The sequence below is a fragment of the Streptomyces sp. Z423-1 genome (assembly GCF_013009255.1).
Lineage (GTDB): Bacteria > Actinomycetota > Actinomycetes > Streptomycetales > Streptomycetaceae > Streptomyces > Streptomyces gossypiisoli.
In genome coordinates this window covers 7,382,701-7,407,663 of sequence record NZ_CP053109.1, presented here as the reverse complement: position 1 = coordinate 7,407,663, position 24,963 = coordinate 7,382,701, and the positions used below count along the sequence as shown (strand labels likewise).

Genomic DNA, 24,963 nt, shown 5'->3' with positions numbered 1-24,963 from the left:
ACAGGCGACGACAGCAGGGAGACATCGGTGCCTCATACCATCGACGAAGCCTTCAGGGCGCTTCCGCTACGCGCCCTCGCCGACGCCGCGCTCGCACGCGCGCGTGCGCTGGGGGCGGAGCATGCCGACTTCCGGCTGGAGCGGGTGCGCAGCGCGTCCTGGCGGCTCAGGGACGGCAAGCCGTCCGGGTCGTCGGACACCACCGACCTCGGGTACGCCGTGCGGGTCGTGCACGGCGGGACGTGGGGGTTCGCGTCCGGTGTGGACCTGACCATGGACGCCGCCGCGCGGGTGGCGAGCCAGGCCGTGGCGATGGCGAAACTGTCCGCGCAGGTGATCAAGGCGGCCGGGTCGGACGAGCGCGTGGAGCTGGCCGACGAGCCGGTGCATGCCGACAAGACGTGGATCTCGTCGTACGAGATCGATCCGTTCACCGTGCCCGACGAGGACAAGTCGGGGCTGCTGGCCGAGTGGAGCGAGCGGCTGCTCGCCGCCGACGGGGTCGACCATGTGGACGCCTCGCTGCTCACCGTGCACGAGAACAAGTTCTACGCCGACACGGCCGGGACCACGACGACGCAGCAGCGCGTACGGCTGCACCCGCAGCTGACCGCGGTGTCGGTCGACGAGTCGACCGGCGAGTTCGACTCCATGCGCACCATCGCACCGCCCGTCGGACGCGGCTGGGAGTACCTCACGGGCACCGGCTGGGACTGGGACGCCGAACTCGACCGGTTGCCCGACCTGCTCGCCGAGAAGATGCGCGCGCCGAGCGTGGAGCCGGGCCTGTACGACCTCGTCGTCGACCCGTCCAACCTGTGGCTGACCATCCACGAGTCCATCGGGCACGCCACCGAACTGGACCGCGCGCTCGGCTACGAGGCCGCCTACGCCGGCACCTCCTTCGCCACCTTCGACCAGCTCGGGAAGCTGCGCTACGGCTCGGAGCTGATGAACGTCACCGGTGACCGCACCGCCGAGCACGGCCTCGCGACCATCGGCTACGACGACGAGGGCGTCGAGGCGCAGTCCTGGGACCTCGTCAAGGACGGCACCCTGGTCGGCTATCAGCTCGACCGCAGGATCGCCCGGCTGACCGGGTTCGAGCGGTCCAACGGGTGCGCCTACGCCGACTCCCCCGCGCATGTGCCGGTGCAGCGGATGGCCAACGTGTCGTTGCGGCCGGATCCGGCCGGGATGTCGACGGAGGACCTCATCGGGGGTGTGGAGCGGGGCATCTACGTCGTCGGTGACCGGTCCTGGTCGATCGACATGCAGCGCTACAACTTCCAGTTCACCGGGCAGCGTTTCTTCCGGATCGAGAACGGGCGGCTCGCGGGGCAGCTGCGGGACGTCGCCTACCAGGCGACGACGACCGACTTCTGGGGTTCCATGGCCGCTGTCGGGGGGCCTCAGACGTACGTCCTGGGCGGCGCCTTCAACTGCGGCAAGGCCCAGCCGGGGCAGGTCGCGGCCGTGTCGCACGGCTGCCCTTCGGCCCTCTTCAGGGGCGTCAACATTCTGAACACCACCCAGGAGGCCGGTCGATGAGCGCCCCCAGCATCAAGCCGCACGAGATCGTCGAGCGTGCCCTGGAACTGTCCCGGGCCGACGGCTGTGTCGTGATCGCCGACGAGCACTCGACCGCCAACCTGCGCTGGGCGGGCAACGCGCTGACCACGAACGGCGTCACGCGCGGACGGACGCTCACCGTCGTCGCGACCGTCGACGGCAAGGAGGGCACGGCGTCGGGTGTGGTGTCGCGGTCCGCGGTGACCGTGGACGAGCTGGAACCCCTGGTGCGGGCCGCGGAGGCGGCCGCGCGGGGCGCCGGGCCCGCCGAGGACGCGCAGCCGCTGGTGACGGGCGTGCCGGAGTCGCCCGACTTCACGGACGCGCCCGCCGAGACCTCGTCCGCCGTGTTCGCCGACTTCGCGCCGGCGCTGGGTGAGGCGTTCGCACGCGCGCGTGCGGGCGGCCGCGAGCTGTACGGCTTCGCCAACCACGAGCTGACCTCCAGCTACCTCGGTACGTCGGCGGGGCTGCGGCTGCGGCACGACCAGCCGAACGGGACGCTGGAGCTGAACGCCAAGTCGCCCGACAGGACCCGCTCGGCGTGGGCCGGCCGGTCGACGCGGGACTTCAAGGACGTCGACCCGGCGGCGCTGGACGCCGAGCTGGCCGTACGCCTGGGCTGGGCCGAGCGGCGCGTGGAGCTGCCCGCCGGGCGGTACGAGACGCTGCTGCCGCCGACCGCGGTCGCGGACCTGCTGATCTACCAGATGTGGTCGGCGTCGGGCCGGGACGCGGCGGAGGGCCGGACGGTGTTCTCCAAGCCGGGCGGCGGCACGCGTGTGGGTGAGCGGCTCACCGAGCTGCCGCTGACCCTGCGCAGCGACCCCAACGAGCCGGGCCTCGAGGCCGCGCCCTTCGTGCTCGCGCACTCCTCCGGGGACGACTCGTCGGTGTTCGACAACGGTCTGCCGCTGACGCCGACGGAGTGGGTGGCCGAGGGTGAGCTGAAGCATCTGCTCACCAGTCGGCACAGCGCGGGGCTGACCGGGCTGCCGCTGGCGCCGGGGATCGACAATCTGGTCCTGGAGAACGGCGGCGAGGGCCGCTCCCTGGACGAGATGGTCGCCGGCACCGAACGCGGGCTGCTGCTGACCTGCCTGTGGTACATCCGCGAGGTCGACCCGGCGACTCTGCTGCTGACCGGCCTGACCCGGGACGGGGTGTATCTGGTGGAGAACGGGGAGGTCACCGGCGAGGTGAACAACTTCCGGTTCAACGAGTCGCCGGTCGGGCTGCTGGGCCGGGCCGCCGAGGCCGGGCGCACGGAGAAGACGCTGCCCCGGGAGTGGAGCGACTGGTTCACCAGGGCCGCGATGCCGCCGCTGCGGATCCCGGATTTCAATATGAGCTCTGTCAGTCGGGGCGTATAACCTCGTAGGCGGTGGTCACCCGGCTGCCCGAAGATCATCCAAGGAGACACGAGAACCGTGACGGACATCGTCGACGAGCTCAAGTGGCGGGGGCTGTTCGCCCTCTCCACCGACGAGGAAGCACTGCGCAAGGCGCTCGCGGACGGTCCCGTCACGTTCTATTGCGGCTTCGACCCGACCGCGCCGTCCCTGCATGTGGGGCACCTGGTGCAGGTGCTCACCGTGCGCCGGTTCCAGCAGGCCGGTCACCGGCCGCTGGCGCTGGTGGGCGGCGCGACGGGCCTGATCGGGGACCCGCGCCCCACGGCGGAGCGCACGCTGAACGACCCGGCGACGGTCGCAGGCTGGGTCGAGAAGCTGCGCCGCCAGATCGAGCCGTTTTTGTCCTTCGAGGGTGAGAACGCGGCCGTGATGGTCAACAACCTCGACTGGACGGAGAACCTCTCCGCGATCGAGTTCCTGCGGGACATCGGCAAGCACTTCCGTGTCAACAAGATGCTGACGAAGGACTCCGTCGCCCGGCGCCTGGAGTCCTCGGAGGGCATCAGCTACACCGAGTTCAGCTACCAGATCCTGCAGGGCATGGACTTCCTGCAGCTCTACCGGCGGTACGGCTGCACGCTCCAGCAGGGCGGCAGCGACCAGTGGGGCAACCTCACGGCCGGTCTGGACCTGATCCACAAGCTGGAGCCGCACGCCAACGTGCACGCGCTGGCGACGCCGCTGATGACCAAGGCGGACGGCACCAAGTTCGGCAAGACCGAGGGCGGCGCCGTCTGGCTGGACCCGGAGATGACGACGCCGTACGCGTTCTACCAGTTCTGGCTGAACGTGGACGACCGGGACATCTCGACGTACATGCGGATCCTGTCCTTCAAGTCCCGCGAGGAGCTGGAGGAGCTGGAGAGGCAGACGGAGGAGCGTCCGCAGGCGCGGGCGGCGCAGCGCGCGCTGGCCGAGGAGCTGACGACGCTGGTGCACGGCGCCGACCAGACGGCCGCCGTGATCGCCGCGTCGAAGGCCCTCTTCGGGCAGGGTGAGCTGGCCGAGCTGGACGAGCGGACGCTGGCGGCGGCCCTGTCCGAGGTGCCGCACATCCAGGTCGCCGAGCCGGCGCCGGTGGTGGACCTGTTCGCCGAGGTCGGCCTGGTGCCCAGCAAGTCGGCGGCGCGCCGCACGGTGAAGGAGGGCGGCGCCTACGTGAACAACGCGAAGGTCGGCTCCGAGGACGCCGTGCCGGCCAAGGAGGACCTGCTGCACGGGCGCTGGCTGGTGCTGCGCCGCGGCAAGAAGAACCTGGCGGCGGTCGAGGTCACGGGCGCCTGAGCGGACGTACCGAGGTGCGAGCGGGGCGGCTCTCCCGGCAGCGGAGGCCGCCCCGTTCGTCGTACGTCGTCTCAGGCGCGTCGCTTGCCGCCCTTGAGCTGCATGTACGCCATGTCGCCCAGGAAGACGAGGATGATCGCCGCAACGAGCTGGAAGATGTGACGGCTCCAGTCGATGCCGGGCGTCTCGTCGACACCGAAGCCCCGCGCGATGGCGTTGCCGGCGATGGCGCCGATCATGCCCAGAATGGTGGTCAGCCAGAGCGGGATGTGCTGTTTGCCCGGGATGACCGCCTTGGCGATCAGACCCAGCACGAATCCCACGATGATCGCCCACAACCAGCCCATGGCTGCCTCCTCGTACGGCTCGACGTGAGCATTACACCCAGTCTCGGCCCCTGGGCCGTCCGGCGCATGTCGGGTACGGCCGTACGCGCGATGCCCGACGGCGTTCGCCCAGGCCGGAGGGGACCCGGTCTCGTGGGCGGCGCAGCGGCGGCGTACCGTGGAGGGTGTCCGGCCCCGGTTCCGGCCGGGTGCAATGCGGAGCTGGTACGGGCCGGGGAGAGTCCGAGGCGGGCGGATGGTGGAGCGTGATGCGGAATAGGCATGGCGACGGCAACGGCCAGGTGTTCCGGATCACCGGAGCCCGGCAGAGCCTCCAGGAGGACATCCGCGGCCGGCAGCGGCGGTACGTCATCTCGATGTCGGTCCGTACGATCTCGGTGATCCTCGCGGCGACCCTGTGGAATGTCGAACGGCACGTCGCGATCGTGGCGCTGGTGCTGGGCGCGGTACTCCCCTATATCGCGGTGGTGATCGCCAACGCCGGGCGGGAGAACGCGCCGTCGCTGCCGTCGACGTTCGTCAGCGTGCCGCCTCCGCCGATGCTTGCGCCGCCGAGCGCGGACGACGGCGGTTTCACGGAATCCGTACCGGAGGAGAAGGTGGGCGATCCGGCCAAGGAGCGGTCCGAACAGCGGACGTAAGGCCTGCGGATCAAGCCTTCGTTCAGGACTATGGAAAAGCTCGGATCAATCATGTTGTTCAGGTGCCCGGCAACGGGTTACCCGTGACATACTTCGTAGGCGCTCCGCATCCCCCGTCGGAGCGACAGACCGACGCCGGGCAGCTCCCCCCGTGGCTGCTCGGCGTCGCCTTTTCTGTGCAGTGGTGAGACGAACCTGTGAGTGACGAGACCCCGATCTGCTCCGCGAAGGGCTGCCGCGCCGACGCCGTGTGGGTGCTGGCGTGGAACAACCCGAAGATTCACACGCCTGAGCGACGCAAGACGTGGCTCGCGTGCGAGGAGCATCGCGAGCATCTTGCGCAGTTTCTCGGGGTGCGGGGGTTCTTGAAGGACGTGGTGAAGTTCGACGACTGGCAGGAGCCCGAGGCGTCCTAGCCCGCCGACGAACTCCTAGGGCCTGTTGTTTCCAACAGGCCCTAGCCGCCGATCGCCGACATCGGCCTCTCCGGCTGCACAAAGCTCGGGTTGTCCAGGCCCGCGCCCGCCTTCTTGCCCCACATCGCCAGTCGCCAGATGCGGGCGATTTCCTCGTCGGGGGCGCCCGAGCGGAGGGCGGCGCGCAGGTCGGTCTCCTCGGTGGCGAACAGGCAGGTGCGTATCTGGCCGTCGGCCGTGAGGCGGGTGCGGTCGCAGGCCGCGCAGAACGGGCGGGTGACGGAGGCGATGACGCCGACGCGGTGCGGGCCGCCGTCGATCAGCCAGCGTTCGGCGGGGGCCGAGCCGCGCGCCTCGTCGCCCTCGGCGGTGAGGTCGAAGCGGGTGCGCAGGGAGGTCAGGATGTCCCCTGCGGTGATCATGCCGTCGCGCTTCCAGCCGTGCTGGGCGTCCAGGGGCATCTGCTCGATGAAGCGCAGTTCGTAGTCGTGCTCCACCGCCCAGGCCAGCAGGTCCGGGGCCTCGTCCTCGTTCAGGCCCGGCATCAGGACCGAGTTGACCTTCACCGGGGTCAGGCCCGCCTCGCGGGCGGCGTACAGGCCCTCGATGACGTCCTTGTGGCGGTCCCGGCGGGTGAGGGCCTTGAACACATCGGGGCGGAGGGTGTCCAGCGAGACGTTGACCCGGTCCAGGCCCGCCGCCTTCAAAGCGGCCGCGGTGCGCTTGAGGCCGATGCCGTTCGTCGTCAGGGACATCTGGGGGCGCGGCTCAAGGGCCGCGACGCGCTCGACGATGCCGACCAGGCCGGGGCGCAGCAGGGGCTCGCCGCCGGTGAAGCGGACCTCCTCGATACCCAGGGTGGTGACCGCTATGTCGATCAGCCGGACGATCTCGTCGTCCGTGAGCAGGTCGGGCTTGGCCAGCCACTGCAGGCCCTCCTCGGGCATGCAGTACGTGCAGCGCAGATTGCACCGGTCGGTCAGCGAGACCCTCAGGTCGGTGGCCACCCGGCCGTAGGTGTCGATGAGCACGTGGCCCCCTCCCTCGTGGCGGATCACTTGCAGCGGAGCACATCTCTCTCCGGAGCACATCTTTCTCCGACATCTGCGAGCCTACGTGACCCCACCGACAACGCCTAAGGCACGATCCCACGAGGTAAGACGCGGCCGCGTCGTAGGGACCCACAGGGAGTCCCACGACGCGGCCGCTTCGGGGGGCGTGCTCAGTGGGCGCCGGTGCCGGTCAGGGACCGGACCTCCAGCTCGGCGTACTTGCCGGTGTCGGGCTCTTCCTTGGACAGGACCGTGCCGAGCCAGCCCATGAAGAAGCCGAACGGGATGGAGATGATGCCCGGGTTCTTCAGCGGGAACCAGGCGAAGTCGACGTCGGGGAACATCGCCTTCGGGTCGCCGGAGACGACGGGCGAGAACAGCACCAGGCCGACGGCGACGATGAGGCCGCCGTAGATCGACCACAGCGCGCCCTGGGTGGTGAACTTCTTCCAGAACAGGCTGTAGAGGATCGTCGGCAGGTTGGCGGAGGCCGCGACCGCGAAGGCCAGGGCGACCAGGCCGGCGACGTTCAGGTCGCGGGCGAGGGCGCCGAGGAGGATGGAGACGGCGCCGATGCCGATGGTGGCGAGGCGGGCCGCCCGGACCTCCTCCTTCTCGGTGGCCTGGCCCTTCCTGATGACGTTCGCGTAGATGTCGTGGGCGAACGACGAGGACGAGGCCAGGGTCAGACCGGCGACCACGGCGAGGATCGTCGCGAAGGCCACCGCCGAGATGGTGGCGAGCAGGATCGCGCCCCAGGCCGAGTCGACGCCGCCCAGGTGCAGGGCGAGCAGTGGTGCGGCCGTGTTCCCGGACGGGTTGGACGCGATGATCTCTTCCTGGGAGATCAGCGCGGCGGCACCGAAGCCGAGGGCGATGGTCATCAGGTAGAAGCCGCCGATGATGCCGATCGCCCAGTTCACGGACTTCCGGGCGGCCTTGGCGTTGGGCACCGTGTAGAAGCGGATCAGGATGTGCGGCAGGCCGGCGGTGCCGAGCACCAGGGCGACGCCGAGGGAGATGAAGTCCAGTTTGGAGGTGCCGGTCGCGCCGTACTGGAGGCCGGGCTCCAGGAAGGCGGCGCCCTTGCCGCTGTTCTCGGCGGCCGAGCCGAGCAGGTCGGAGATGTTGAAGTTGAACTTCAGCAGCACCAGGAAGGTGATCAGGAGGGTGCCGCCGATGAGCAGCACGGCCTTGACCATCTGGACCCAGGTGGTGCCCTTCATGCCGCCGATGGAGACGTACATGATCATCAGGACGCCGACGAGGGCGACGATGAGGATCTTGCCCGCGTCGGAGGTGATGCCGAGCAGCAGCGAAACCAGGACGCCGGCGCCGGCCATCTGGGCCAGCAGGTAGAAGATCGACACGACGATCGTGGAGGTGCCGGCCGCCGTACGGACCGGGCGCTGGCGCATGCGGTAGGCGAGGACGTCACCCATCGTGTAGCGGCCGGAGTTCCTGAGCGGCTCGGCCACCAGGAGCAGGGCGACCAGCCAGGCGACCAGGAAGCCGATGGAGTACAGGAAGCCGTCGTACCCGAAGAGGGCGATGGCGCCCGCGATGCCGAGGAAGGACGCGGCGGACATGTAGTCGCCGGAGACGGCGAGGCCGTTCTGGAAGGCGCTGAAGGAACGGCCGCCCGCGTAGAAGTCGGCGGCGTCCTTGGTCTGGCGGCCCGCCCAGACGGTGATGAAGAGGGTCGCGACCACGAAGAGCGCGAACAGGGTGATGATCAGCGGCCGGTGCTCGCTGGCCTCGTTGGCCGCAAGGGTCATCGCGGGGCTCATGCGCCGCCCTCCATACGGGTCTTGATGGCCTCAGCCTTGGGGTCGAGCTTGGCGCCTGCGTGCCGCGCGTACCACCAGGCAATGAGGAACGTGGTGACGAACTGGGCGATACCGAAGACGAACGCGATGTTGATGTTGCCGAACAGCTTGGTGCCCATGAAGTCGCCCGCGTAGTTGGAGAGCAGGACGTACAGCAGGTACCAGACGATGAAGGCGACGGTCAGCGGAAAGGCGAAGGAGCGGTAGGAGCGGCGCAGTTCACCGAACTCCGTGCTCGTCTGCACCTCGACGAACTCCTCGGTCGAGGGGAGTCGATGTTCTGTTTTCGAGGGGGGCGGTGCGTCGGTGGCCACGGAGTCTCCTCGCGTTGCGGGTGCTGTGCTGTTGGTAAGTGATGTGGATCACGTGAACCGGGCGGCGATGCCAGTGGCCGGGTTCGTGATCCGACAGGGGGCTCGATCGTGCTCGGGCTCCCTGTTCAACGTCACGGCGCCACGCGAGGACCGGTTCAACCGCCGTGAGTTCTTTCAGAAGTCATCGCCGGAAAACTGTGAAGTCATCGCCGGAAGTGATTGCTGGCCAGCGAGGTCGAGGGATAGCTTCACCCTGCAACACCCGTCATGTACCTGCCCGAGCACCACCTGTGCCTCGGGCCGGTTTCGTTTCCGGATGATGTGGAGACCCCATGGCTCATCTGCGTTCCAGACGCCGGCTCGCTCTCGCCGTTCCCGTCGTGCTGTCGCTGACCGCCTCGCTCGGCTTCCTGCCGGCGGCCGCCTCGGCCGCCCCGCACGCGGATTCCGCCGCCCAGTCCGCGGACGCGCCCAAGCTGGCGTACGTCGTCAACACCAAGACGGACCGCCACACCATCGCGTCGGTGAAGAAGGCGATCGCCACGGCCGGCGGCACGGTCGTGACCACGTACGAGAAGATCGGCGTGATCGTCGTGCACTCGGCGAACCCGGACTTCGGCGCGCAGATACGCAAGGCCCGCGGCGTGCAGTCGGCGGGTGCCACGCGCACCGCTCCGCTGGTCGCCGCGGGGACGACGGACCAGGACGGGGCCGACTACCTGACGGCCGCGGAGGCCGCGAAGGTGGAGGCGGCCGCCACGGCCGGGAGCGAGCCCCTCGAAGCCGACCAGTGGGACCTGCGGGCGATCGGCGCCGACAAGGCCGCGCAGATCAACCCGGGCAGCCGCAAGGTCACCGTCGCCGTGATAGACACCGGCGTCGACGACACCCACCCCGACCTCGCCCCGAACTTCTCCGCGGGCCAGTCCGCCAACTGTGTCGGCGGCGTCGCGGACACCAGCGAGGGCGCCTGGCGGCCGTACACCGCGGACGACTACCACGGCACGCATGTCGCCGGTGAGATAGCCGCGGCCCGCAACGACATCGGCGTGGCCGGCGTGGCGCCGGGCGTGAAGGTCTCCAGCATCAAGGTGAGCGACCCGCACAACGGGCTCTTCTACCCGGAGAGCGTGGTGTGCGCGTTCGTGTTCGCGGCCGACCACGGCGTCGAGATCACGAACAACAGCTACTACGTCGACCCGTGGCTGTACAACTGCATGGACGACCCGGACCAGCGGGCGATCGTCGACGCGGTCAACCGGGCCCAGCTGTACGCCCAGAGGAAGGGCACCCTGCACCTGGCGTCGGCGGGCAACTCCAACCACGACCTGGACTCCGACGCCATCGTCGACGACAGCAGCCCCGACGACTCCACCCCGGTCGAGCGCACCATCGACCCGCACGAGTGCTACGACGTGCCGACGCAGCTCCCGGGGATCGTCACCGTCAGCGCCACGGGCGTGCAGAACCTCAAGTCGTACTACTCCTCGTACGGCAAGGGCGTCGTCGACGTGGCGGCGCCGGGCGGCGACCGGCTCTACCAGATCCCGGACACGCCGTCGAAGAACGGCCGCATCCTGTCGACCATGCCGAACAACCAGTACGCCTTCCTCCAGGGCACCTCGATGGCCTCGCCGCACGCCGCGGGCGTCGCCGCGCTGCTGAAGTCCGAGCACCCGTGGGCGAGCCCGGCGCAGCTCCAGTGGCTGCTCAAGGCGCAGGCGGACAAGACGGCCTGCCCCGAGTCGTACGACCAGAACGGTGACGGTACGCAGGACGCGGTGTGCGAGGGCGGCACACGCGTCAACGGCTTCTACGGACACGGCATCGTCAACGCGCTGCGCGCGGTCGAATAGTCGCTCAGGCGGCGGCGCGGCCGACCACCGGCCGCGCCGCCGTCCGCCCGGAAACTTCCCGCGCGGTCCACTCGTACCGCTCGGTACCGCTCGTACCGCGAACGAACTGGAGACACGCACACCATGACAGTGCCTCATCCCCGCTACCGTCGTGCCCTGGTGATCCCGGTCGGGATGGCCATGGCGACGGCTCTCGCGTTCCTGCCGAACGCCACGGCGTCCGCGGCGCAGCCCGCCGCCCAGGTGGCCACCGACGCCACCTCCCTCAGCTATGTCGTCAACGTGCGTCCCGGGAAAGGCTCCTCGGGGCATGTGAAGAAGGCGATCGCCGAGGCCGGCGGAACGATCGTCATGTCGTACGACCAGATCGGTGTGATCGTTGTGCACTCGGCGAACGTCGAGTTCGCCCGAACGATCAGGAAGGTACGCGGGGTGCAGTCGGCCGGCGCCACCCGGACGGCGCCGCTGCCCGCGCAGTCCACGACCGACGTGGGGACGCCGAAGGTGCTCACGGCCGAGGACCTGGAGGATGTGGAGGCCGTCGAGGGGCAGGATCCGCTCCAGCCCCTGCAGTGGGACCTGCCGGCCATCAAGGCGGACCGGGCGCATGAGAAGTCGCTCGGCAGCGATCGGGTGACCGTCGCCGTCATCGACACCGGCGTGGACGACACCCACCCGGACATCGCGCCGAACTTCGACCGCGAGGCGTCCGTCAACTGCGTCACGGGCAAGCCGGACACCACCGACGGTGCCTGGCGGCCCGGCGCGGCGGAGAGCCCGCACGGCACGCACGTGGCCGGGGAGATCGCGGCCGCCAAGAACGGCATCGGCATGACGGGCGTGGCGCCGGGCGTGAAGGTGTCCGGCATCAAGGTGTCGACCACCGCCGGCTACTTCTACACGGAGGCCGTCGTCTGCGGCTTCGTCTGGGCCGCCGAGCACGGCGTGGACGTCACGAACAACAGCTATTACACCGACCCCTGGTACTTCAACTGCAAGAACGACCCGGACCAGAAGGCGCTCGTGGAGGCCATCACCCGGGCCTCGAAGTACGCGGAGAAGAAGGGCGCGGTCAACGTCGCCGCGGCCGGCAACGAGAACTACGACCTCGCGGCCGACGAGATCACCGACCCGGTCTCCCCCAACGACTCCACCCCCACCGAACGGGTGATCGACCCGTCCGAGTGCTACGACATACCGACCCAGTTGCCGGGCATCGTGACGGTGGCCGCGACCGGCGCGAAGGGCCTGAAGTCCTCCTTCTCCAACCACGGTTTCGGCGTCATCGACATCGCCGCGCCCGGCGGCGACTCGACGGCGTACCAGAAGCCGGAGCCGCCCGCGACCAGCGGCCTGATCCTGGGCACGCTGCCCGGCGGCAAGTGGGGCTACATGGCCGGTACGTCGATGGCGTCGCCGCATGTCGCCGGGGTCGCCGCCCTGATCAAGTCGACGCATCCGTACGCCCCGCCCGCCCTGGTGAAGGCCCTGCTGTACGCCGAGGCGGACGGCACGCCGTGCACGGACCCGTACGACATCAACGGCGACGGCAAGGTCGACGCGGTGTGCGAGGGGCCGAAGAACTACAACGGCTTCTACGGCTGGGGCATGGCGGACGCGCTGGACGCCGTGACCAAGTAGGGCGTGACCAAGTAGGGCGTGACCAAGTAGGGCTGGGGCGCCGGGAGGTGTTTGCTACGGCCGGCCGGGCCGGACGGGGTCATCCGTTCGGCCCGGCCGCTGCTCGCCGCGACCACCGGGACCGGCATCCGGGGCACCCTGCGCCGTGTGCCGCACGCCGAGCGTGCCCCGGGTCAGCAGGAACTGCGCGGCGATGTACGTGAGCATGATCCAGAAGTCCGGCCCGGGCAGCTGTGGCCAGTCGGCGACGCCGGTGGCGATGAGGGTGTCGGAGAGCATGAAGAGCGCGCCGCCGAGCCCGGCGAGCAGGCCGAGCCGGGTGAGGGCGCCGTACGCCATGGCGGTGAGCAGCGCGCTGTAGGCGGCGACGGGGACGCGCAGGCCGGCGGGCAGGTCGGGCCAGAGCAGGGCGACGGTGCCGGTCAGGGCGGCGGCGTAGCCGAGGGCGATCAGGCCCGTACGCGCGCGTGGGGCGGTGTTGCGCCGGCCGTGTGCCCTGAAGAGGGCGAGGTAGCACACGTGCCCCACGGCGAAGGAGGCCATCCCGGCCAGGAAGGCGGGCTCGGCGTCCGACAGCAGCAGCGTGTCCCCGCCCCAGCCGAACAGCAGGGCGACGACGAGCAGTCGGGGCGCGCCGCGCAGGGCGGCCCAGGCGGCGAGGAGGGGCATCAGGAGCGGCTTGGCGACGGCGTGCCCGGGCTCGAAGCCGACGGCGAGCGAGGCGAGGTCGACGACGACGGCGAGGCCGAAGGCGGCGAGGAGTGTCCGGGGAGTCCTCACGCCGCCGCGCTCTCCCCGGCCGGTTCCGGCGACGGCGCGGTCGAGGGTGCCTGCGCGGGCTGCCAGCCCGGCCCGCGGAAGAGGCGTCCCGCGCGCTCACGCCAACCGCGGGCGGCTCTCAGGTTCTTGGCGATGGCGACGTACTCATGGGTGGCGACCTTCAGCGGGTTGTACGTGGTGATGTTCTTGGTCAGTCCGTACACCGGCCGTTCGGTCTCGGCGACGAAGGAGCCGAAGAGGCGGTCCCAGACGATGAGGATGCCGCCGAAGTTGCGGTCGAGATAGCCGCCTTGGGAGGCGTGGTGCACCCGGTGGTGGGACGGCGTGTTGAACACGAACTCGAACCAACGGGGCATCTTGTCGATCCGCTCGGTGTGGATCCAGAACTGGTAGACGAGGTTCGCGGACGAGCAGAACGCCAGAGCGGCCGGATGGACACCGAGAGCGATCAAAGGCACGTAGAACGGCCAAACGGTCAAGGACGTCCACGGCTGGCGCAGCGCGGTGGTCAGATTGAACTTCTCGCTCGAATGGTGGACCACGTGACAGGCCCACAGGATGCGGATGACGTGGTGACCGCGGTGCGACCAGTAGTAGAAGAAGTCCTGCGCCAGCAGCATCAGCGCAACGGTCCACCACAGTACGGGCACCCGCAGCGGCGTCAGCTCGTAGATGGCCGTGTAGATGGCGACGATCGGGATCTTCCACAGCAGGTCGAAGAAGAGGCTGCCGAGTCCCATGGTGACGCTCGTGGCGGCGTCCTTGGCCTCGTAACCGGCCGCGTCCTCGTCCGGGTGGAGGCGGACGCTGATCATCTCGATGACGGTGAGCAGCACGAAGGCCGGTATGGACCAGACCACGACATTGGGGAGGTTCGGCATGCGTGCACCGTAGAACTGGTGGTCGGCCACGGCTAGAGGTTGTTACCGACAAGTATTACCGGCGGTACGCGCTTGCTTGTTGGCGATCTCCACCAATGGCCGGAGCCTTCGGCCGGGCACCGACTCAGGCTCCCGCCGCCCCCAGCAGACTCCCCGCCGCATACGTAACCCCCATGGCCACCGCCCCACCGCCCACATTCCGCACCATGGCCCGCCCCGGCTTCGCCGCCCCCAGGCGCGCGCTGCTCCACCCCGTGCAGGCCAGCGCCACCAGCACCGACCCCACCGTCACAAGCAGCCGCCAGTCCGCGGGCGGCAGCACCATCGCCAGCAACGGCAGCAACGCGCCCGCCGTGAACGCGAGGAAGCTCGCCCACGCCGCGTGCCAGGGGTTCGTCAGCTCGTCGGGGTCGATGCCGAGTTCCACGCGCGCGTGCGCGCGCAGGGCGTCACGTTCCGTCAGCTGGACCGCCGCTTCACGGGCCACGTCCCGGGACAGTCCGCGTTCCTCCAGAAGGTCCGCCAGTTCCTCCAGCTCCGCATCCGGCTGATCCCTCAGTTCCCGTCGCTCCAGGGCCAGGGCGGCCATCTCGGAGTCGCGCTGGGTGGAGACCGAGACATACTCCCCGGCAGCCATCGACATGGAACCGGCGAGCAGGCCCGCGAGGCCGGCCGTGAGGAGGGCGGAGCGGTCGTCCGTCGCGCCGGCCACGCCGACGACGAGGCCGGCCGTGGAGACGATGCCGTCGTTGGCCCCGAGGACCGCCGCTCGCAGCCAGTTGAGGCGTTCGCCGAGCGCGCCCCCATGGGCCTCGCCGTGCGTGGGTTCCGTCACGGTCGGAGGATGCACCAAGGACAGTCGCGGGTGCGCGCCGACCCGCCCTGGCCCCGCAGACGTCCGCGTCTCGAACAGGCAGGCGGACCAAGAGACCTGACGGACAGCGGTGTCGGTCCCGGCCCGTATCCTCAATGACCATGCTCGAAGACCGCACGCCCGCAGCGTCCTTCCCGACAGCCTGGCCGACCGCGTATCCCCACGGATACGCGGTCGTTGACGTGGAGACCACAGGGCTGGCGCGGGACGACCGGATAATCTCCGCGGCGGTCTACCGGCTGGACGGGCGTGGTGAGGTCGAGGACCACTGGTACACGCTGGTGAATCCGGAGCGCGACCCGGGCCCGGTGTGGATCCACGGGCTGACGAGCGAGGCGCTCGAAGGGGCGCCGCTCTTCGAGGACATCGCCGAGGAGTTCGCGACCCGGCTGGAGGGCCGGGTGCTCGTCGCGCACAACGCGGTGTTCGACTGGCAGATGATCGCCCGCGAGTACGCGCGCGTGCGGCGCGAGGCGCCGGTGCGGCAGCGACTGTGCACCATCGCCCTGTCCAAGGCGCTTCAGCTGCCGCTGCCCAACCACAAGCTGGAGTCGCTGGCCGCGCACTTCGGCGTCGTACAGCGGCGGGCGCACCACGCGCTGGACGACGCGCGCGTGCTGGCGGAGGCGTTCCGGCCGAGCCTCAGGGCCGCGGCGGAGGGCGGAGTGCGGCTGCCGCTGCACGAGTGCCGGCCGCTGACCGAGTGGGTGGAGCGGCCCGCCGCCCGGATCGGGCAGCAGGCGGGCGGATACGGCGGCTATCGGCCGGGCAGTTGGCGTCCGTCCCGCAAGAGACCCGCCTGCCCGTATCCCAACCCGGGGCGGTACGAAGAGGGCAAACGCCTCAAGCAGGGCATGCGGGTCGCCTTCTCCGGGGACACCTCCGTCGAACGCGAGCTGCTGGAGGACCGCGCCATCGAGGCGGGGCTGCATGTCGCCACGAGCCTGTCCCGGCTGACCAGCCTGCTCGTCACCAACGACCCGGACGCGGGCACCTCGAAGGTCGTCAAAGCCCGGCAGTACGGCACGCCGGTGGTCGACGAGGCGGCGTTCGGGCAGCTCCTGAGGGATGTGGAACCGGCGTCGGAGGCATGACCGTACGGACGGGTGATTGGTGTGCGACTCGCCCGGCGCCCGCTCGCCCGTGCCTCGGGAACGGCTCACCCTGTGGCGCATGGCGACTTGTGAAGTTTGCGGCAATAACTACGGAATGACCTTCGAGGTGCACGCGCAGGGCGCGGTCCACGTCTTCGACTGCTTCGCCTGTGCGATCCACCGCATGGCACCCATCTGCGAGCACTGCCGGGTCCAGATCATCGGGCAGGGCGTCGAGGTCGAGGGCCACTGGTACTGCGGTGCACACTGCGCCCGTGCGGAGGGGAAGGTGGGCATCGTCGACCGGGTCTGAGCCCCGGGGGCCCGTCCCCGCGTCTGAGCCCCGGGGGCCCCGTCCCGCACCCCCACGCACCGCGCCCCACGGCCCGAGATGTACGGTCGTGGGGTGTACCGCTTCCTGTTGTCCCGGCAGTGGGTGATCCTCACCCTTGTCGTCCTCGCGCTCATCCCGACGATGATCGAGCTGGGCTTCTGGCAGCTGCACCGGCACGAGCGCAGGGTCGCGCTGAACAACGTGATCGCTGAATCGCTGGCCGCCGAGCCGGTCCCGGTCGAGTCGCTGACCTCGCCCGGAGCCGAGGTCGAGGACGCCGACCTGTACCGGCGCGTGACCGCGCAGGGGCGTTTCGACACCGCGCACGAGGTCGTCGTACGCCGCCGTACGAACGCGGACGACGCGGTCGGCTACCACGTGCTGACCCCCTTCGTCCTCGACGACGGCAAGGTTCTGCTGGTGAACCGTGGCTGGGTGCCCTCCGACGGGCTGAGCCAGACCGCGTTCCCGAAGATCCCGGCGCCGCCGCAGGGTGAGATCACCATCACCGGGCGGCTGATGCCCGACCAGACGACCGCCGAGAGCGGCATCAAGAACGTCCAGGGCCTGCCGGACCGCCAGATCATGCTGATCAACAGCGGGCAGGAGGCCGAGCGGCTCGGCAAGCAGGTCCTCGGCGGGTACATCGAGCTGACCGCGCCCGAGCCGCAGGGCGACACGCCCGAGCTGATTCCCGCCCCGGATCACGACAGCATCGGCAACCACATGGCGTACGCCATCCAATGGTGGCTGTTCGCCGCGGGCGTCCCCGTCGGCTGGGTGGTCCTGGCCCGCCGCGAGGCCCGGGACCGCGCACAGGCGGCGACCGAGCAACAGCGGGAGCAGACGGCACCGGCGCCGGCGTAGTACCCGTCACCTGTGCGGCACCGGCGCCCGCGCAGCCAGCGCCAGCCCCGCATGCCGCGCCACGTCAGTGCAGCCTCGCCGGCCCGCGCTGGTGCAGCCCGGCGCCACGCCTGCCGCGCCCGCGCCGGTGCAGCCCCGCGCCACGCATTCCGCACCCGCGCCGGGTGCAGCCCTCCCAGGCCCCACCCCGCCCATGCAGCCCGCCACCCAGGCCCCGCCCCCGCCCATGCAGCCCACGCCACTACGCCTCACCGGCGCTGTGCGCCCCGCCACCCATGCCGCACCGGCACCTGAAGCCCCGCGCCACCCACGCCGCACCCACCCCACAACCGCGCAGCCCCGCGCCACCCACGCCGCACCTGCACCCCACCCCCAACCCCCACACCCGCGCAGCCCCACTCCCCCACCCGATCCGCCCCGATTGCCCGACCGGCCCGCGGGAACCCGCACTCCGTGCACCCGCCCACCAGGATCTCCGCCGAGGACATCGCCAAGAGCCGTATCGAGGACTACGCCCTCATCGGCGACGAGCAGACCGCCGCCCTCGTCGGCAGGGACGGCTCCGTCGACTGGCTGTGCCTGCCCCGCTTCGACTCGGCCGCCTGCTTCGCCAAGCTGCTCGGCGACGAGGAGAACGGCCACTGGCGGATCGCCCCCAAGGACGCCGAGGACGCCGACGGCAGCCCGCACGCCTGCACGCGGCGTGCCTACCGTCCCGGCACGCTGGTCCTGGACACCGAGTGGGACACGCCCCAGGGCTCGGTCCGGGTCACCGACCTGATGCCGCAGCGCGACCGCGCACCCGACCTCGTACGCATCGTGGAGGGCCTCAGCGGCCGCGTGACCGTCCACAGCACTCTCCGCCTGCGCTTCGACTACGGCTCGATCGTGCCGTGGATGCGCAGGTCCGACGGCCACCGGGTGGCCGTCGCGGGCCCGGACTCGGTGTGGCTGCGCAGTGAGCCGCCCGTGGTCACCTGGGGCGAGAACTTCGGCACCCACTCGGAGTTCACGGTCGGCGAGGGCGAGAAGGTCGCGTTCGTGCTCACCTGGCACCCCTCCCACGAGCCGCGCCCGCCCCTCGTCGACCCGCACAAGGCGCTGCGCGGCAGCATCGCGGACTGGCAGGCCTGGTCGGCCCGGTGCCGCTACCACGGCCCGCACAGGGACACCGTGCTCCGCTCACTGATCACCCTGAAGGCCCTCACCTACGCCCCGACCGGCGGCATCGTCGCCGCCCCCACCACCTCCCTGCCGGAGGAGATCGGCGGCGTACGCAACTGGGACTACCGCTACTGCTGGCTGCGCGACTCCACCCTCACCCTGGGCGCGCTGCTGATGGCCGGCTACCACGAGGAGGCCGAGGCCTGGCGTGACTGGCTGGTGCGCGCGGTCGCGGGCGCCCCGGCGGACATGCAGATCATGTACGGGCTGGCCGGCGAGCGACGGCTGCCCGAGTACGTACTGCCGTGGCTGACCGGTTTCGCCGGTTCCACTCCGGTCCGGATCGGCAATGACGCCGTACGGCAGCTGCAGCTGGACGTGTACGGCCAGGTGATGGACTCGCTGTCGCTGGCGCGGACGTCGGGGATGGCCGTCAAGCCGCACATGTGGCAACTGCAGTGCGCCCTGATGGAGTTCCTGCGGTCGGCGTGGCGGCAGCCGGACGAGGGGCTGTGGGAGGTGCGCGGCGGCCGCCGTCAGTTCGTGCACTCCAAGGTGATGGTGTGGGTGGCCGCCGACCGCGCGGTGCGCACCATGGAGCGGCATCCGGAGCTGAAGGGCGATCTGCAGGGCTGGCGGGAGTTGCGCGAGGAGGTGCATCGCGAGGTGTGCGAGCGGGGCTATGACCCCGAGCGGAACACCTTCACGCAGTACTACGGCTCGCGCGAACTCGACGCGGCTCTGCTGCTCATCCCGCGCGTGGGCTTTCTCCCGCCCGACGACCCGCGCGTGCAGGGCACCATCGAGGCGGTCCGCGCCGGGCTCGGTCACCACGGCTACCTGCGCCGTTACAGCACCGATCAGGCGGTCGTCGACGGGCTGCCCGGCAGTGAGGGCACATTCCTGGTGTGCTCGTTCTGGCTGGCGTACGCGCTGCACATGGCGGGCCGCAGGGAGGAGGCCCGCGAGCTGTTCGAACGGCTGGTGCGGCTGACGAACGACGTGGGGCTGCTGGCCGAGGAGTACGACCCCGTGGCCGGCCGCCAGCTCGGCAACTTCCCGCAGGCGTTCAGCCATATCGGCCTGGTGAACACGGCCCTCGCCCTGTTCGGGGACGAGGGGGCAGGATAGGGCCCATGGATCTTGGGCTGAAGGACCGGGTGTACGTCGTCACGGGGGCCACGCGTGGACTGGGCAACGCCGCCGCGCGCGAGCTGGTGGCCGACGGTGCGAACGTCGTCGTCACGGGGCGGGACGAGAAGCGGGTCGCCGACGCGGCGGCGGAGCTGGGGCCGAACGCACACGGGGTGGCCGTGGACAACGCCGACCCGCAGGCGGCGGCGCGGCTGATCGGTGCGGCGCGGGAACGGTTCGGCGGGTTCGACGGGATTCTGGTGAGCGTGGGCGGTCCGCCGGCCGGGTTCGTCGCCGACAACACCGACGAGCAGTGGCAGGCCGCGTTCGAGTCGGTGTTCCTGGGGGCGGTACGGCTGGCTCGTGCGGCGGCCGCGGAGCTGGAGGCCGGGGGCGTCATCGGGTTCGTGCTGTCGGGGTCGGTGTACGAGCCGATTCCGGGGCTGACGATTTCGAACGGGCTGCGGCCGGGCCTGGCCGGGTTCGCCAAGTCGCTGTCGGACGAGCTGGGTCCGCGGGGCGTGCGGGTGGTGGGCCTGCTGCCGGGGCGGATCGACACCGACCGGGTGCGGGAGCTGGACGCGCTGTCGGCGGATCCGGAGGCCACCCGGGCGGCCAGTGAGTCGCGGATTCCGCTGCGGCGGTACGGGATGCCGGAGGAGTTCGGGCGTACGGCGGCCTTCCTGATGTCTCCGGCCGCGTCGTACCTGACCGGAGTCATGGTGCCGGTGGACGGTGGCGCCCGGCACGGCTTCTGAGCTCTGAGGGCGTCAACTGACCCTTTCCGCGCGGTGCCTGACGCCCTTGAGCCGTACCTCCGCCGGCAGCGACGCCAGCCCCGCCGAGGTGCGGGCGTGGGCGAGGGCCTGGTCCGCCAGGTGGTTCAGCGCCTCCCCCGGGTCCACGTGGGGTTCCAGCAGGATCCTGGCGCGGGCCGCGGGGGCGGTGCGACGGCCCGTGAGGTGGACGTGGGCGCGCGCGACGCCGTCCAGGGCGGTCGCCTCGGTGGCGAGTACGCCCTCCAGGGCGCGGCCCCGCAACAGGGCGCCCTCGCCGTCGCCGGTGTCGACCAGCACCTCGGCCAGCCGGCGTCGGCGCACCACCGCGACCAGCCACCACAGGGCGAGCAGGACGAGGACCGCGAGGGCGGCGAGGACGGCCGGCCACCACCAGCCGGCGTCCCGCCACCGGGTCCGCTCGGCATCGCTGAGCAGTACGTCGCTGCGGCTGTCGTGGATCCACCAGGACGGCGCCTCGACCCCGAGCCCGACGGCCAGCACCGCACCGCCCAGCACGACCAGCACGAGTCCTGCGACGCCGAGCAGTACCCGGTTGACGGTCCTGAGCACCGTGGTCACCCCTTCCGGCCGGGCCGCCGGACGTGCACCGACAGCGCCGGGCGGCGGGACAGGCCCAGTGCCCTGATCGCGTCGGCGAGCGCCTCGTCCAGGTCGGCGCGTACGTCGTCCAGTTCACGGAAGTGCGAGACCGCGCGCACGTCGGCCCGCCGGCGGCGCATCCGCACCCGTACCGACTGCACCCCGGACACCTCCATGGCCCGGTCGCGCAGGACCGTCGCGGCGGCGCCCCGCTGCAGTCCGGCGCGTACGTCGGGGTGCGTGCGCCGCATCGGCAGGACGTCGCGCAGGCCGGGTGTGGCGGCGAGCGCGATCAGCCAGAGGCCGAGGGCGGCGGCGACGCCCGCGCCGACCAGGACCCAGGTGTCGTCGAGGGGGCGTTCGGCGAGTTGCCGGGCCAGTTCGCGGCGCCAGAACATGGCCTGCTGGTCGGCGCGTACGGCTGCGATGTCGTAAAGGAAAGCGCCGGCCACGACCAGCAGCAGCGTGGCGACGACGGCCGCGGGGACGCGGCGGGCCGACCAGAAGCGGTGGGTCCTGCCGTCCTCGCCGTCGAGTGCGGGCCGCGGCTCGTAGGCGGCCGCCGACTCGGACTGGCCCAGCTCCGGTTCGGCCTTCTCGATCACCGGCAGTCTCTGTGTGGTGCCCTCGGAGCCCTGGGGCTCGCTCATCGGGTCCTCCCCTGTGCCGCGTGCGCCGCCAGGTGCAGCCGCTCCACCTGGACGGCGACCTCCGGAACCTCCATTCCCACCAACGCGCCTACCCGCTCCACGACATGGCGACGCACCTGGCCGCACCGGGAGCCGATGTCGCTGGGGTAGTCGAGTTCGAGATCGACGTGCACCCGGGCCACATCGTGGTGGACGACGACCGTGGCGTGCGGGCGGGCCGCGTCCTGCGGGAGCTTCCCGAGCGCCTCTCGGGCGGCCTGCGCGGCGATCTTGGCGACCACCCGGTCGGCGATCGTGGTCTGCCCGCGTTCGCCCGCCCGGGTCACGGCGTCCGCTCCGCGTGGTTCGTCGCCCCCGCTGCTCACGGACGTCACCGCCGCCGGTCGCGGGTGCGGAAGAAGTCGCCGGCTTCCAGATCCCCTTCCAGGAACCGGCCGACGACGAACCCGACGGCGCCCAGCGCCGCCACCAGCAGGAACGCGCCGAACCCGCCGAAATACCCGGCGAAGCCCAGCGCCATTCCGGCGATCATGCCGATCACGGCCCTGCTCATCGTGCGCTCCTCAGCTCGTAGCCGTGCGAGTCATGTCCGGGCCCATCAGGGATGCATTCGATGCCATTCTGGTCCATTACGGTCTTCGAGTGACGGTACGTCACTGAATCCGGGGCTCCGGTTCCTCTTCCTCCTCCTCCGGAAGCTTCACGTCGCTCACCGCGATGTTGACCTCGACGACCTCCAGGCCGGTCATCCGCTCCACGGCCGCGATCACGTTCTCGCGCACGGCCCGCGCGACGTCCGCGATCGACACCCCGTAGTCGACGACGATCTCCAGGTCGAGCGCGGTCTGCACCTCGCCGACCTCGGCCTTCACGCCGCGTGTCACGGACTTCGACCCACCGGGCACCCGGTCCCGTACGGCACCGAAGGTGCGGCTCAGTCCGCTGCCCATCGCGTGGACGCCCACGACGTCGCGGGCGGCGAGCCCGGCGATCTTCTCCACGACCCCGTCGGCGATGATGGTCCTGCCCCGGGTCCCCGGATCCCCGCCGCCCCGCCTGACGGGCTTGCGGGTCTGCACCGACGGCTCGGTCTCCCCTTCGGAGGTCTGCGTCCGGTTCCGGTCCATCTCGGTCATCGCCGTGCGTCCTTCCGTCGTCCTGCGACCACGGTAAGTGAGGCTGCACGAACCCGCGCCGGGAATGCGGCAGGCTGGAGCAATGACGGCGGACCGATGGACGCAGGCAGTACGACAGCAGCTGGGCCTCGGCAGACTGCTCCCGCTGGGCGGCCCGCGCGACGGCGCGTGGATCGCCGAAGGAGCGGCCGGGACGGTCCTGCGGCGCGCGGGGAACGCGGTGCCGGGCGTGCGCCTGGGCGCGCTCCGGATCACCCTTGCCGACCCGGACGCCGCCCACGCCCCCGCCGTACCGCCCCCACCGACCGCCCTGCCACCGGGCCCCCTTCGTCTGACCGCCGACTGCGCGGTCACGGCGGCCGAGCCGCTGCCGACGACCGCCGCCCGGCTGCGTACGGTCCTGGCGGCGACCGCGGCGGCACGGCTGGGGCTGACGGTGGCGGAGGTCGACCTACGGGTGACGGCCCTGCTGGACGAGGAGACGGAACCCGACGTCGTACGAGCACCCGAGCCGCCTCACGCACGGCCGCCCGCGGACGGCGACACGGCCACCGTGGCCGCCGCGGCCCTCGCGGTCCCGGGCGTGACGCACCTCACGGACATACTCGGCCGGGCGGTGCACATCGAGGAGAGCCCGGGCGAGGCCACGCTGCCGCGCCGGCATGTCCGGGTGGAACTCGCCGTCGGCGCGGACCACCGGACCCTGGAGGTGGCCCGGCATGTCCGCGCACAGGTGGGATCGGCGCTGAAAGATCACCCGTCAGTGGCCGTACTGATCACGACGGTGAGTTGAGGGCGTCACTCGCCCAGGCCTGCGAGATCCCGCAACCTCCGTGCCTGAGCCGCGCGCTCGGCGACGCGCTGTTCCTCGTACGTCCTCTGCCCCGCGCCGCGCAGCAACGCCTTGGTCTCGATCACCGCGTCGCGCGGTGCGGCAAGGAGCGCCGCCGCGAGGTCGCGGACCGCACTGTCGAGCTCGGCCGCCGGTACGGCGACATTCGCCAGCCCGGTGTTCACGGCCTCGTCCGCGTGAACGAAGCGTCCCGTGGCGCAGATTTCGAGCGCGCGGGCGTAGCCGACGAGCCCGACCAGCGGATGCGTGCCGGTCAGGTCCGGGACCAGGCCCAGGCTGGTCTCGCGCATGGCGAACTGCACGTCGTCGGCGACGACGCGCAGATCACAGGCGAGGGCGAGCTGGAAACCCGCGCCGATGGCATGCCCTTGGACGGCGGCGACAGAGACGATGTCGCTGCGCCGCCACCAGGTGAACGCCTCCTGGTACTCGGCGATGGTCGCGTCCAACTCCTCGTCGCCGCCACGCGCGAGGTCGATGAAGGACGGCTCGCCGTCGAAGCCCTCGGGAGTGAAGGCCTGCCGGTCGAGGCCCGCCGAGAAGGACTTGCCCTCGGCGCGCAGCACGACCACCCGGACGGTGCCGGGCAGCAGCCGACCGGCCTCGGTCAGCGCCCGCCACAGAGCGGGGCTCTGCGCGTTGCGCTTGGCCGGGTTGGTCAGCGTCACCGTGGCGATCGCGTCGTCGACGGTGAGCCGTACGCCGTCCTTGTCGAGTACCGGGTCGAGCGAAGCCATGGGGCGCCTCCGATGGGTGCGGTCATCGTGAGTGCCGAACCGAGGCACTCATAAGTGACTGCACAGTAACCACCCAGCCGATCACCGGACCGACCGGGTGGCCACCATCGAAGCCGAGGGGCGCGCCCGGGGGTCAGGCCGAAGCGGCCTTCTTACCCCGCGTCGCCCCGCCACGCCCACGGAGCGTGACGCCCGACTCGCTGAGCATGCGGTGCACGAAGCCATACGAGCGGCCGGTCTCCTCGGCCAATGCCCGGATGCTCGCACCGGCGTCGTACTTCTTCTTCAGGTCTGCCGCGAGCTTGTCGCGCGCGGCGCCGGTCACCCGGCTGCCCTTCTTCAGAGTCTCGGCCACCCGTGCCTCCTCATGGGAAGTGCGCTCTGGTCCCCTCATGATCACCCCTCTGGGGCTTCATGGCCACCCATTCGGCAAGGTCCGTGGATGAGGGTTTTGACGACAGGAGCGCATCCCCACAAGTGGAATCAGTGGTTCCGTCGAGTGGTATGCATACGGCCGAACGGGTTGATCCACGAAGGGGCAGGTCAGCGACCCCACACGACGAGCCCTTGTCGATAAAGGGATTCACCGGGAATTGGGTGTAGGACACACCCGGGTACGAGGAGATCTCACACAGATGATGGATCACGGCTAGGCCGAATGATCCATACGCAGTGGATCAACCATTCGATCAAGCCACACTGACCGATGGGAC

At 70.7% G+C, this 24,963-nt stretch carries 27 protein-coding genes; 13 read left to right on the top strand and 14 right to left on the bottom strand.

All coding sequences use genetic code 11. The annotated features are described in order from the left end of the window. Positions 1-27 precede the first annotated feature (27 nt). Genes HJD23_RS33360 through tyrS form a run of 3 tightly spaced genes read left to right on the top strand, consistent with a single transcriptional unit; the run spans position 28 to position 4,271 of the window. The gene (locus HJD23_RS33360; protein WP_171110121.1) at positions 28-1,551 is read left to right on the top strand and encodes a TldD/PmbA family protein; all 1,524 of its coding nucleotides are present in this window, start codon (positions 28-30) and stop codon (positions 1,549-1,551) included. Then, positions 1,548-2,945: a metallopeptidase TldD-related protein gene (locus HJD23_RS33355; RefSeq protein ID WP_171110122.1), complete on the top strand. Its 1,398-nt coding sequence runs from the start codon at positions 1,548-1,550 to the stop codon at positions 2,943-2,945. Before HJD23_RS33360 ends, HJD23_RS33355 begins: the two co-directional genes overlap by 4 nt. Before the next feature lie 57 nt (positions 2,946-3,002). Next, a complete protein-coding gene (gene tyrS, locus HJD23_RS33350) occupies positions 3,003-4,271 on the top strand; it encodes a tyrosine--tRNA ligase (RefSeq protein WP_171110123.1) in 1,269 nt (422 codons plus the stop codon). 71 nt (positions 4,272-4,342) lie between these two features. Here tyrS and HJD23_RS33345 read toward each other — a convergent pair whose 3' ends face one another. After that, complete coding sequence (locus tag HJD23_RS33345) at positions 4,343-4,618, bottom strand: GlsB/YeaQ/YmgE family stress response membrane protein (RefSeq protein ID WP_171110124.1); 276 nt, start codon at positions 4,616-4,618, stop codon at positions 4,343-4,345. A 248-nt stretch (positions 4,619-4,866) separates the two neighbouring features. Between HJD23_RS33345 and HJD23_RS33340 the strand changes: the two genes are divergently transcribed. Both HJD23_RS33340 and HJD23_RS33335 read left to right on the top strand, forming a co-directional pair. After that, complete coding sequence (locus HJD23_RS33340; protein WP_171110125.1) at positions 4,867-5,259, top strand: DUF3099 domain-containing protein; 393 nt, start codon at positions 4,867-4,869, stop codon at positions 5,257-5,259. 197 nt (positions 5,260-5,456) lie between these two features. Further along, on the top strand, positions 5,457-5,675 hold the full coding sequence (locus HJD23_RS33335) for a hypothetical protein (RefSeq protein ID WP_171110126.1): 219 nt from the start codon (positions 5,457-5,459) through the stop codon (positions 5,673-5,675). Between the two features lie 41 nt (positions 5,676-5,716). Here the strand turns inward: HJD23_RS33335 and moaA are convergent, their stop codons facing one another. The 3 genes from moaA to HJD23_RS33320 all read right to left on the bottom strand — a co-directional run bounded on the left by moaA (position 5,717) and on the right by HJD23_RS33320 (position 8,870). Beyond that, on the bottom strand, positions 5,717-6,706 hold the full coding sequence (moaA, locus tag HJD23_RS33330) for a GTP 3',8-cyclase MoaA (RefSeq protein ID WP_206352706.1): 990 nt from the start codon (positions 6,704-6,706) through the stop codon (positions 5,717-5,719). Between the two features lie 191 nt (positions 6,707-6,897). Beyond that, on the bottom strand, positions 6,898-8,517 hold the full coding sequence (locus HJD23_RS33325) for a cation acetate symporter (protein ID WP_171110128.1): 1,620 nt from the start codon (positions 8,515-8,517) through the stop codon (positions 6,898-6,900). Beyond that, positions 8,514-8,870, bottom strand: coding sequence for a DUF485 domain-containing protein (locus HJD23_RS33320; protein WP_171110129.1), 357 nt, complete (start codon positions 8,868-8,870; stop codon positions 8,514-8,516). Before HJD23_RS33320 ends, HJD23_RS33325 begins: the two co-directional genes overlap by 4 nt. Before the next feature lie 332 nt (positions 8,871-9,202). Here HJD23_RS33320 and HJD23_RS33315 point away from each other — a divergent pair, with 332 nt between their 5' ends. Together HJD23_RS33315 and HJD23_RS33310 are read left to right on the top strand one after the other, a co-directional pair. Continuing rightward, complete coding sequence (locus tag HJD23_RS33315) at positions 9,203-10,726, top strand: S8 family serine peptidase (protein WP_171110130.1); 1,524 nt, start codon at positions 9,203-9,205, stop codon at positions 10,724-10,726. 123 nt (positions 10,727-10,849) lie between these two features. Then, the gene (locus tag HJD23_RS33310) at positions 10,850-12,367 is read left to right on the top strand and encodes a S8 family serine peptidase (RefSeq protein ID WP_171110131.1); all 1,518 of its coding nucleotides are present in this window, start codon (positions 10,850-10,852) and stop codon (positions 12,365-12,367) included. 54 nt (positions 12,368-12,421) lie between these two features. Here HJD23_RS33310 and HJD23_RS33305 read toward each other — a convergent pair whose 3' ends face one another. From HJD23_RS33305 to HJD23_RS33295, 3 genes are all read right to left on the bottom strand, one after another. After that, entirely contained in the window at positions 12,422-13,147 is a 726-nt protein-coding gene (locus HJD23_RS33305; protein ID WP_171110132.1) for a lysoplasmalogenase, read from the bottom strand. Further along, complete coding sequence (locus HJD23_RS33300; protein ID WP_171110133.1) at positions 13,144-14,028, bottom strand: sterol desaturase family protein; 885 nt, start codon at positions 14,026-14,028, stop codon at positions 13,144-13,146. The genes HJD23_RS33305 and HJD23_RS33300 overlap by 4 nt, the downstream gene beginning before the upstream one ends. A gap of 124 nt (positions 14,029-14,152) precedes the next feature. Beyond that, positions 14,153-14,863 (bottom strand): VIT family protein, encoded by a 711-nt coding sequence (locus tag HJD23_RS33295; protein ID WP_171110134.1) that lies wholly within the window; start codon positions 14,861-14,863, stop codon positions 14,153-14,155. Positions 14,864-15,003: 140 nt separating this feature from the next. Here HJD23_RS33295 and HJD23_RS33290 point away from each other — a divergent pair, with 140 nt between their 5' ends. The 5 genes from HJD23_RS33290 (at position 15,004) to HJD23_RS33270 (ending at position 20,253) form a co-directional block, all read left to right on the top strand. Continuing rightward, positions 15,004-15,996, top strand: coding sequence for a DEDDh family exonuclease (locus HJD23_RS33290; protein ID WP_171110135.1), 993 nt, complete (start codon positions 15,004-15,006; stop codon positions 15,994-15,996). 79 nt (positions 15,997-16,075) lie between these two features. Next, positions 16,076-16,309, top strand: a complete 234-nt coding sequence (locus HJD23_RS33285) for a hypothetical protein (RefSeq protein WP_171110136.1) — start codon at positions 16,076-16,078, stop codon at positions 16,307-16,309. Positions 16,310-16,402: 93 nt separating this feature from the next. Next, entirely contained in the window at positions 16,403-17,197 is a 795-nt protein-coding gene (locus HJD23_RS33280) for an SURF1 family protein (protein ID WP_171110137.1), read from the top strand. Between the two features lie 453 nt (positions 17,198-17,650). Beyond that, on the top strand, positions 17,651-19,492 hold the full coding sequence (locus HJD23_RS33275; protein ID WP_240980872.1) for a glycoside hydrolase family 15 protein: 1,842 nt from the start codon (positions 17,651-17,653) through the stop codon (positions 19,490-19,492). A gap of 5 nt (positions 19,493-19,497) precedes the next feature. After that, positions 19,498-20,253, top strand: coding sequence for an SDR family oxidoreductase (locus HJD23_RS33270; RefSeq protein WP_171110138.1), 756 nt, complete (start codon positions 19,498-19,500; stop codon positions 20,251-20,253). 12 nt (positions 20,254-20,265) lie between these two features. Here HJD23_RS33270 and amaP read toward each other — a convergent pair whose 3' ends face one another. The 5 genes from amaP to HJD23_RS33245 all read right to left on the bottom strand — a co-directional run bounded on the left by amaP (position 20,266) and on the right by HJD23_RS33245 (position 22,660). Next, entirely contained in the window at positions 20,266-20,844 is a 579-nt protein-coding gene (gene amaP / locus HJD23_RS33265; RefSeq protein WP_171110139.1) for an alkaline shock response membrane anchor protein AmaP, read from the bottom strand. A gap of 5 nt (positions 20,845-20,849) precedes the next feature. Next, entirely contained in the window at positions 20,850-21,524 is a 675-nt protein-coding gene (locus HJD23_RS33260; protein ID WP_171110140.1) for a DUF6286 domain-containing protein, read from the bottom strand. Continuing rightward, on the bottom strand, positions 21,521-21,898 hold the full coding sequence (locus HJD23_RS33255; protein WP_171110141.1) for a hypothetical protein: 378 nt from the start codon (positions 21,896-21,898) through the stop codon (positions 21,521-21,523). The genes HJD23_RS33260 and HJD23_RS33255 overlap by 4 nt, the downstream gene beginning before the upstream one ends. Beyond that, on the bottom strand, positions 21,895-22,077 hold the full coding sequence (locus HJD23_RS33250; RefSeq protein ID WP_171110142.1) for a hypothetical protein: 183 nt from the start codon (positions 22,075-22,077) through the stop codon (positions 21,895-21,897). Before HJD23_RS33250 ends, HJD23_RS33255 begins: the two co-directional genes overlap by 4 nt. Before the next feature lie 100 nt (positions 22,078-22,177). Continuing rightward, positions 22,178-22,660 carry an Asp23/Gls24 family envelope stress response protein gene (locus tag HJD23_RS33245; protein ID WP_171110143.1) on the bottom strand — a complete coding sequence of 161 codons (483 nt, stop codon included), beginning with the start codon at positions 22,658-22,660 and terminating at the stop codon, positions 22,178-22,180. Between the two features lie 82 nt (positions 22,661-22,742). Here HJD23_RS33245 and HJD23_RS33240 point away from each other — a divergent pair, with 82 nt between their 5' ends. Further along, complete coding sequence (locus HJD23_RS33240) at positions 22,743-23,453, top strand: nucleopolyhedrovirus P10 family protein (protein ID WP_171110144.1); 711 nt, start codon at positions 22,743-22,745, stop codon at positions 23,451-23,453. A gap of 5 nt (positions 23,454-23,458) precedes the next feature. On the opposite strand, the gene HJD23_RS33235 is transcribed toward HJD23_RS33240, so the two are convergent. Beyond that, complete coding sequence (locus HJD23_RS33235; RefSeq protein ID WP_171110145.1) at positions 23,459-24,250, bottom strand: enoyl-CoA hydratase/isomerase family protein; 792 nt, start codon at positions 24,248-24,250, stop codon at positions 23,459-23,461. Between the two features lie 133 nt (positions 24,251-24,383). Further along, positions 24,384-24,605: a helix-turn-helix domain-containing protein gene (locus tag HJD23_RS33230; protein WP_018567695.1), complete on the bottom strand. Its 222-nt coding sequence runs from the start codon at positions 24,603-24,605 to the stop codon at positions 24,384-24,386. Between the last annotated feature and the right edge of the window lie 358 nt (positions 24,606-24,963).

What these genes read in the sequence shown, in the direction of transcription:
- HJD23_RS33355 (WP_171110122.1), top strand. Translation starts at nt 1,548, where the DNA reads ATGAGCGCCCCCAGCATCAAGCCGCACGAGATCGTCGAGCGTGCCCTG.
- HJD23_RS33345 (WP_171110124.1), bottom strand. Translation starts at nt 4,618, where the DNA reads ATGGGCTGGTTGTGGGCGATCATCGTGGGATTCGTGCTGGGTCTGATC.
- HJD23_RS33340 (WP_171110125.1), top strand. Translation starts at nt 4,867, where the DNA reads ATGCGGAATAGGCATGGCGACGGCAACGGCCAGGTGTTCCGGATCACC.
- HJD23_RS33325 (WP_171110128.1), bottom strand. Translation starts at nt 8,517, where the DNA reads ATGAGCCCCGCGATGACCCTTGCGGCCAACGAGGCCAGCGAGCACCGG.
- HJD23_RS33315 (WP_171110130.1), top strand. Translation starts at nt 9,203, where the DNA reads ATGGCTCATCTGCGTTCCAGACGCCGGCTCGCTCTCGCCGTTCCCGTC.
- HJD23_RS33310 (WP_171110131.1), top strand. Translation starts at nt 10,850, where the DNA reads ATGACAGTGCCTCATCCCCGCTACCGTCGTGCCCTGGTGATCCCGGTC.
- HJD23_RS33300 (WP_171110133.1), bottom strand. Translation starts at nt 14,028, where the DNA reads ATGCCGAACCTCCCCAATGTCGTGGTCTGGTCCATACCGGCCTTCGTG.
- HJD23_RS33290 (WP_171110135.1), top strand. Translation starts at nt 15,004, where the DNA reads ATGCTCGAAGACCGCACGCCCGCAGCGTCCTTCCCGACAGCCTGGCCG.
- HJD23_RS33285 (WP_171110136.1), top strand. Translation starts at nt 16,076, where the DNA reads ATGGCGACTTGTGAAGTTTGCGGCAATAACTACGGAATGACCTTCGAG.
- HJD23_RS33270 (WP_171110138.1), top strand. Translation starts at nt 19,498, where the DNA reads ATGGATCTTGGGCTGAAGGACCGGGTGTACGTCGTCACGGGGGCCACG.
- HJD23_RS33260 (WP_171110140.1), bottom strand. Translation starts at nt 21,524, where the DNA reads ATGAGCGAGCCCCAGGGCTCCGAGGGCACCACACAGAGACTGCCGGTG.
- HJD23_RS33250 (WP_171110142.1), bottom strand. Translation starts at nt 22,077, where the DNA reads ATGAGCAGGGCCGTGATCGGCATGATCGCCGGAATGGCGCTGGGCTTC.
- HJD23_RS33245 (WP_171110143.1), bottom strand. Translation starts at nt 22,660, where the DNA reads ATGACCGAGATGGACCGGAACCGGACGCAGACCTCCGAAGGGGAGACC.
- HJD23_RS33240 (WP_171110144.1), top strand. Translation starts at nt 22,743, where the DNA reads ATGACGGCGGACCGATGGACGCAGGCAGTACGACAGCAGCTGGGCCTC.
- HJD23_RS33235 (WP_171110145.1), bottom strand. Translation starts at nt 24,250, where the DNA reads ATGGCTTCGCTCGACCCGGTACTCGACAAGGACGGCGTACGGCTCACC.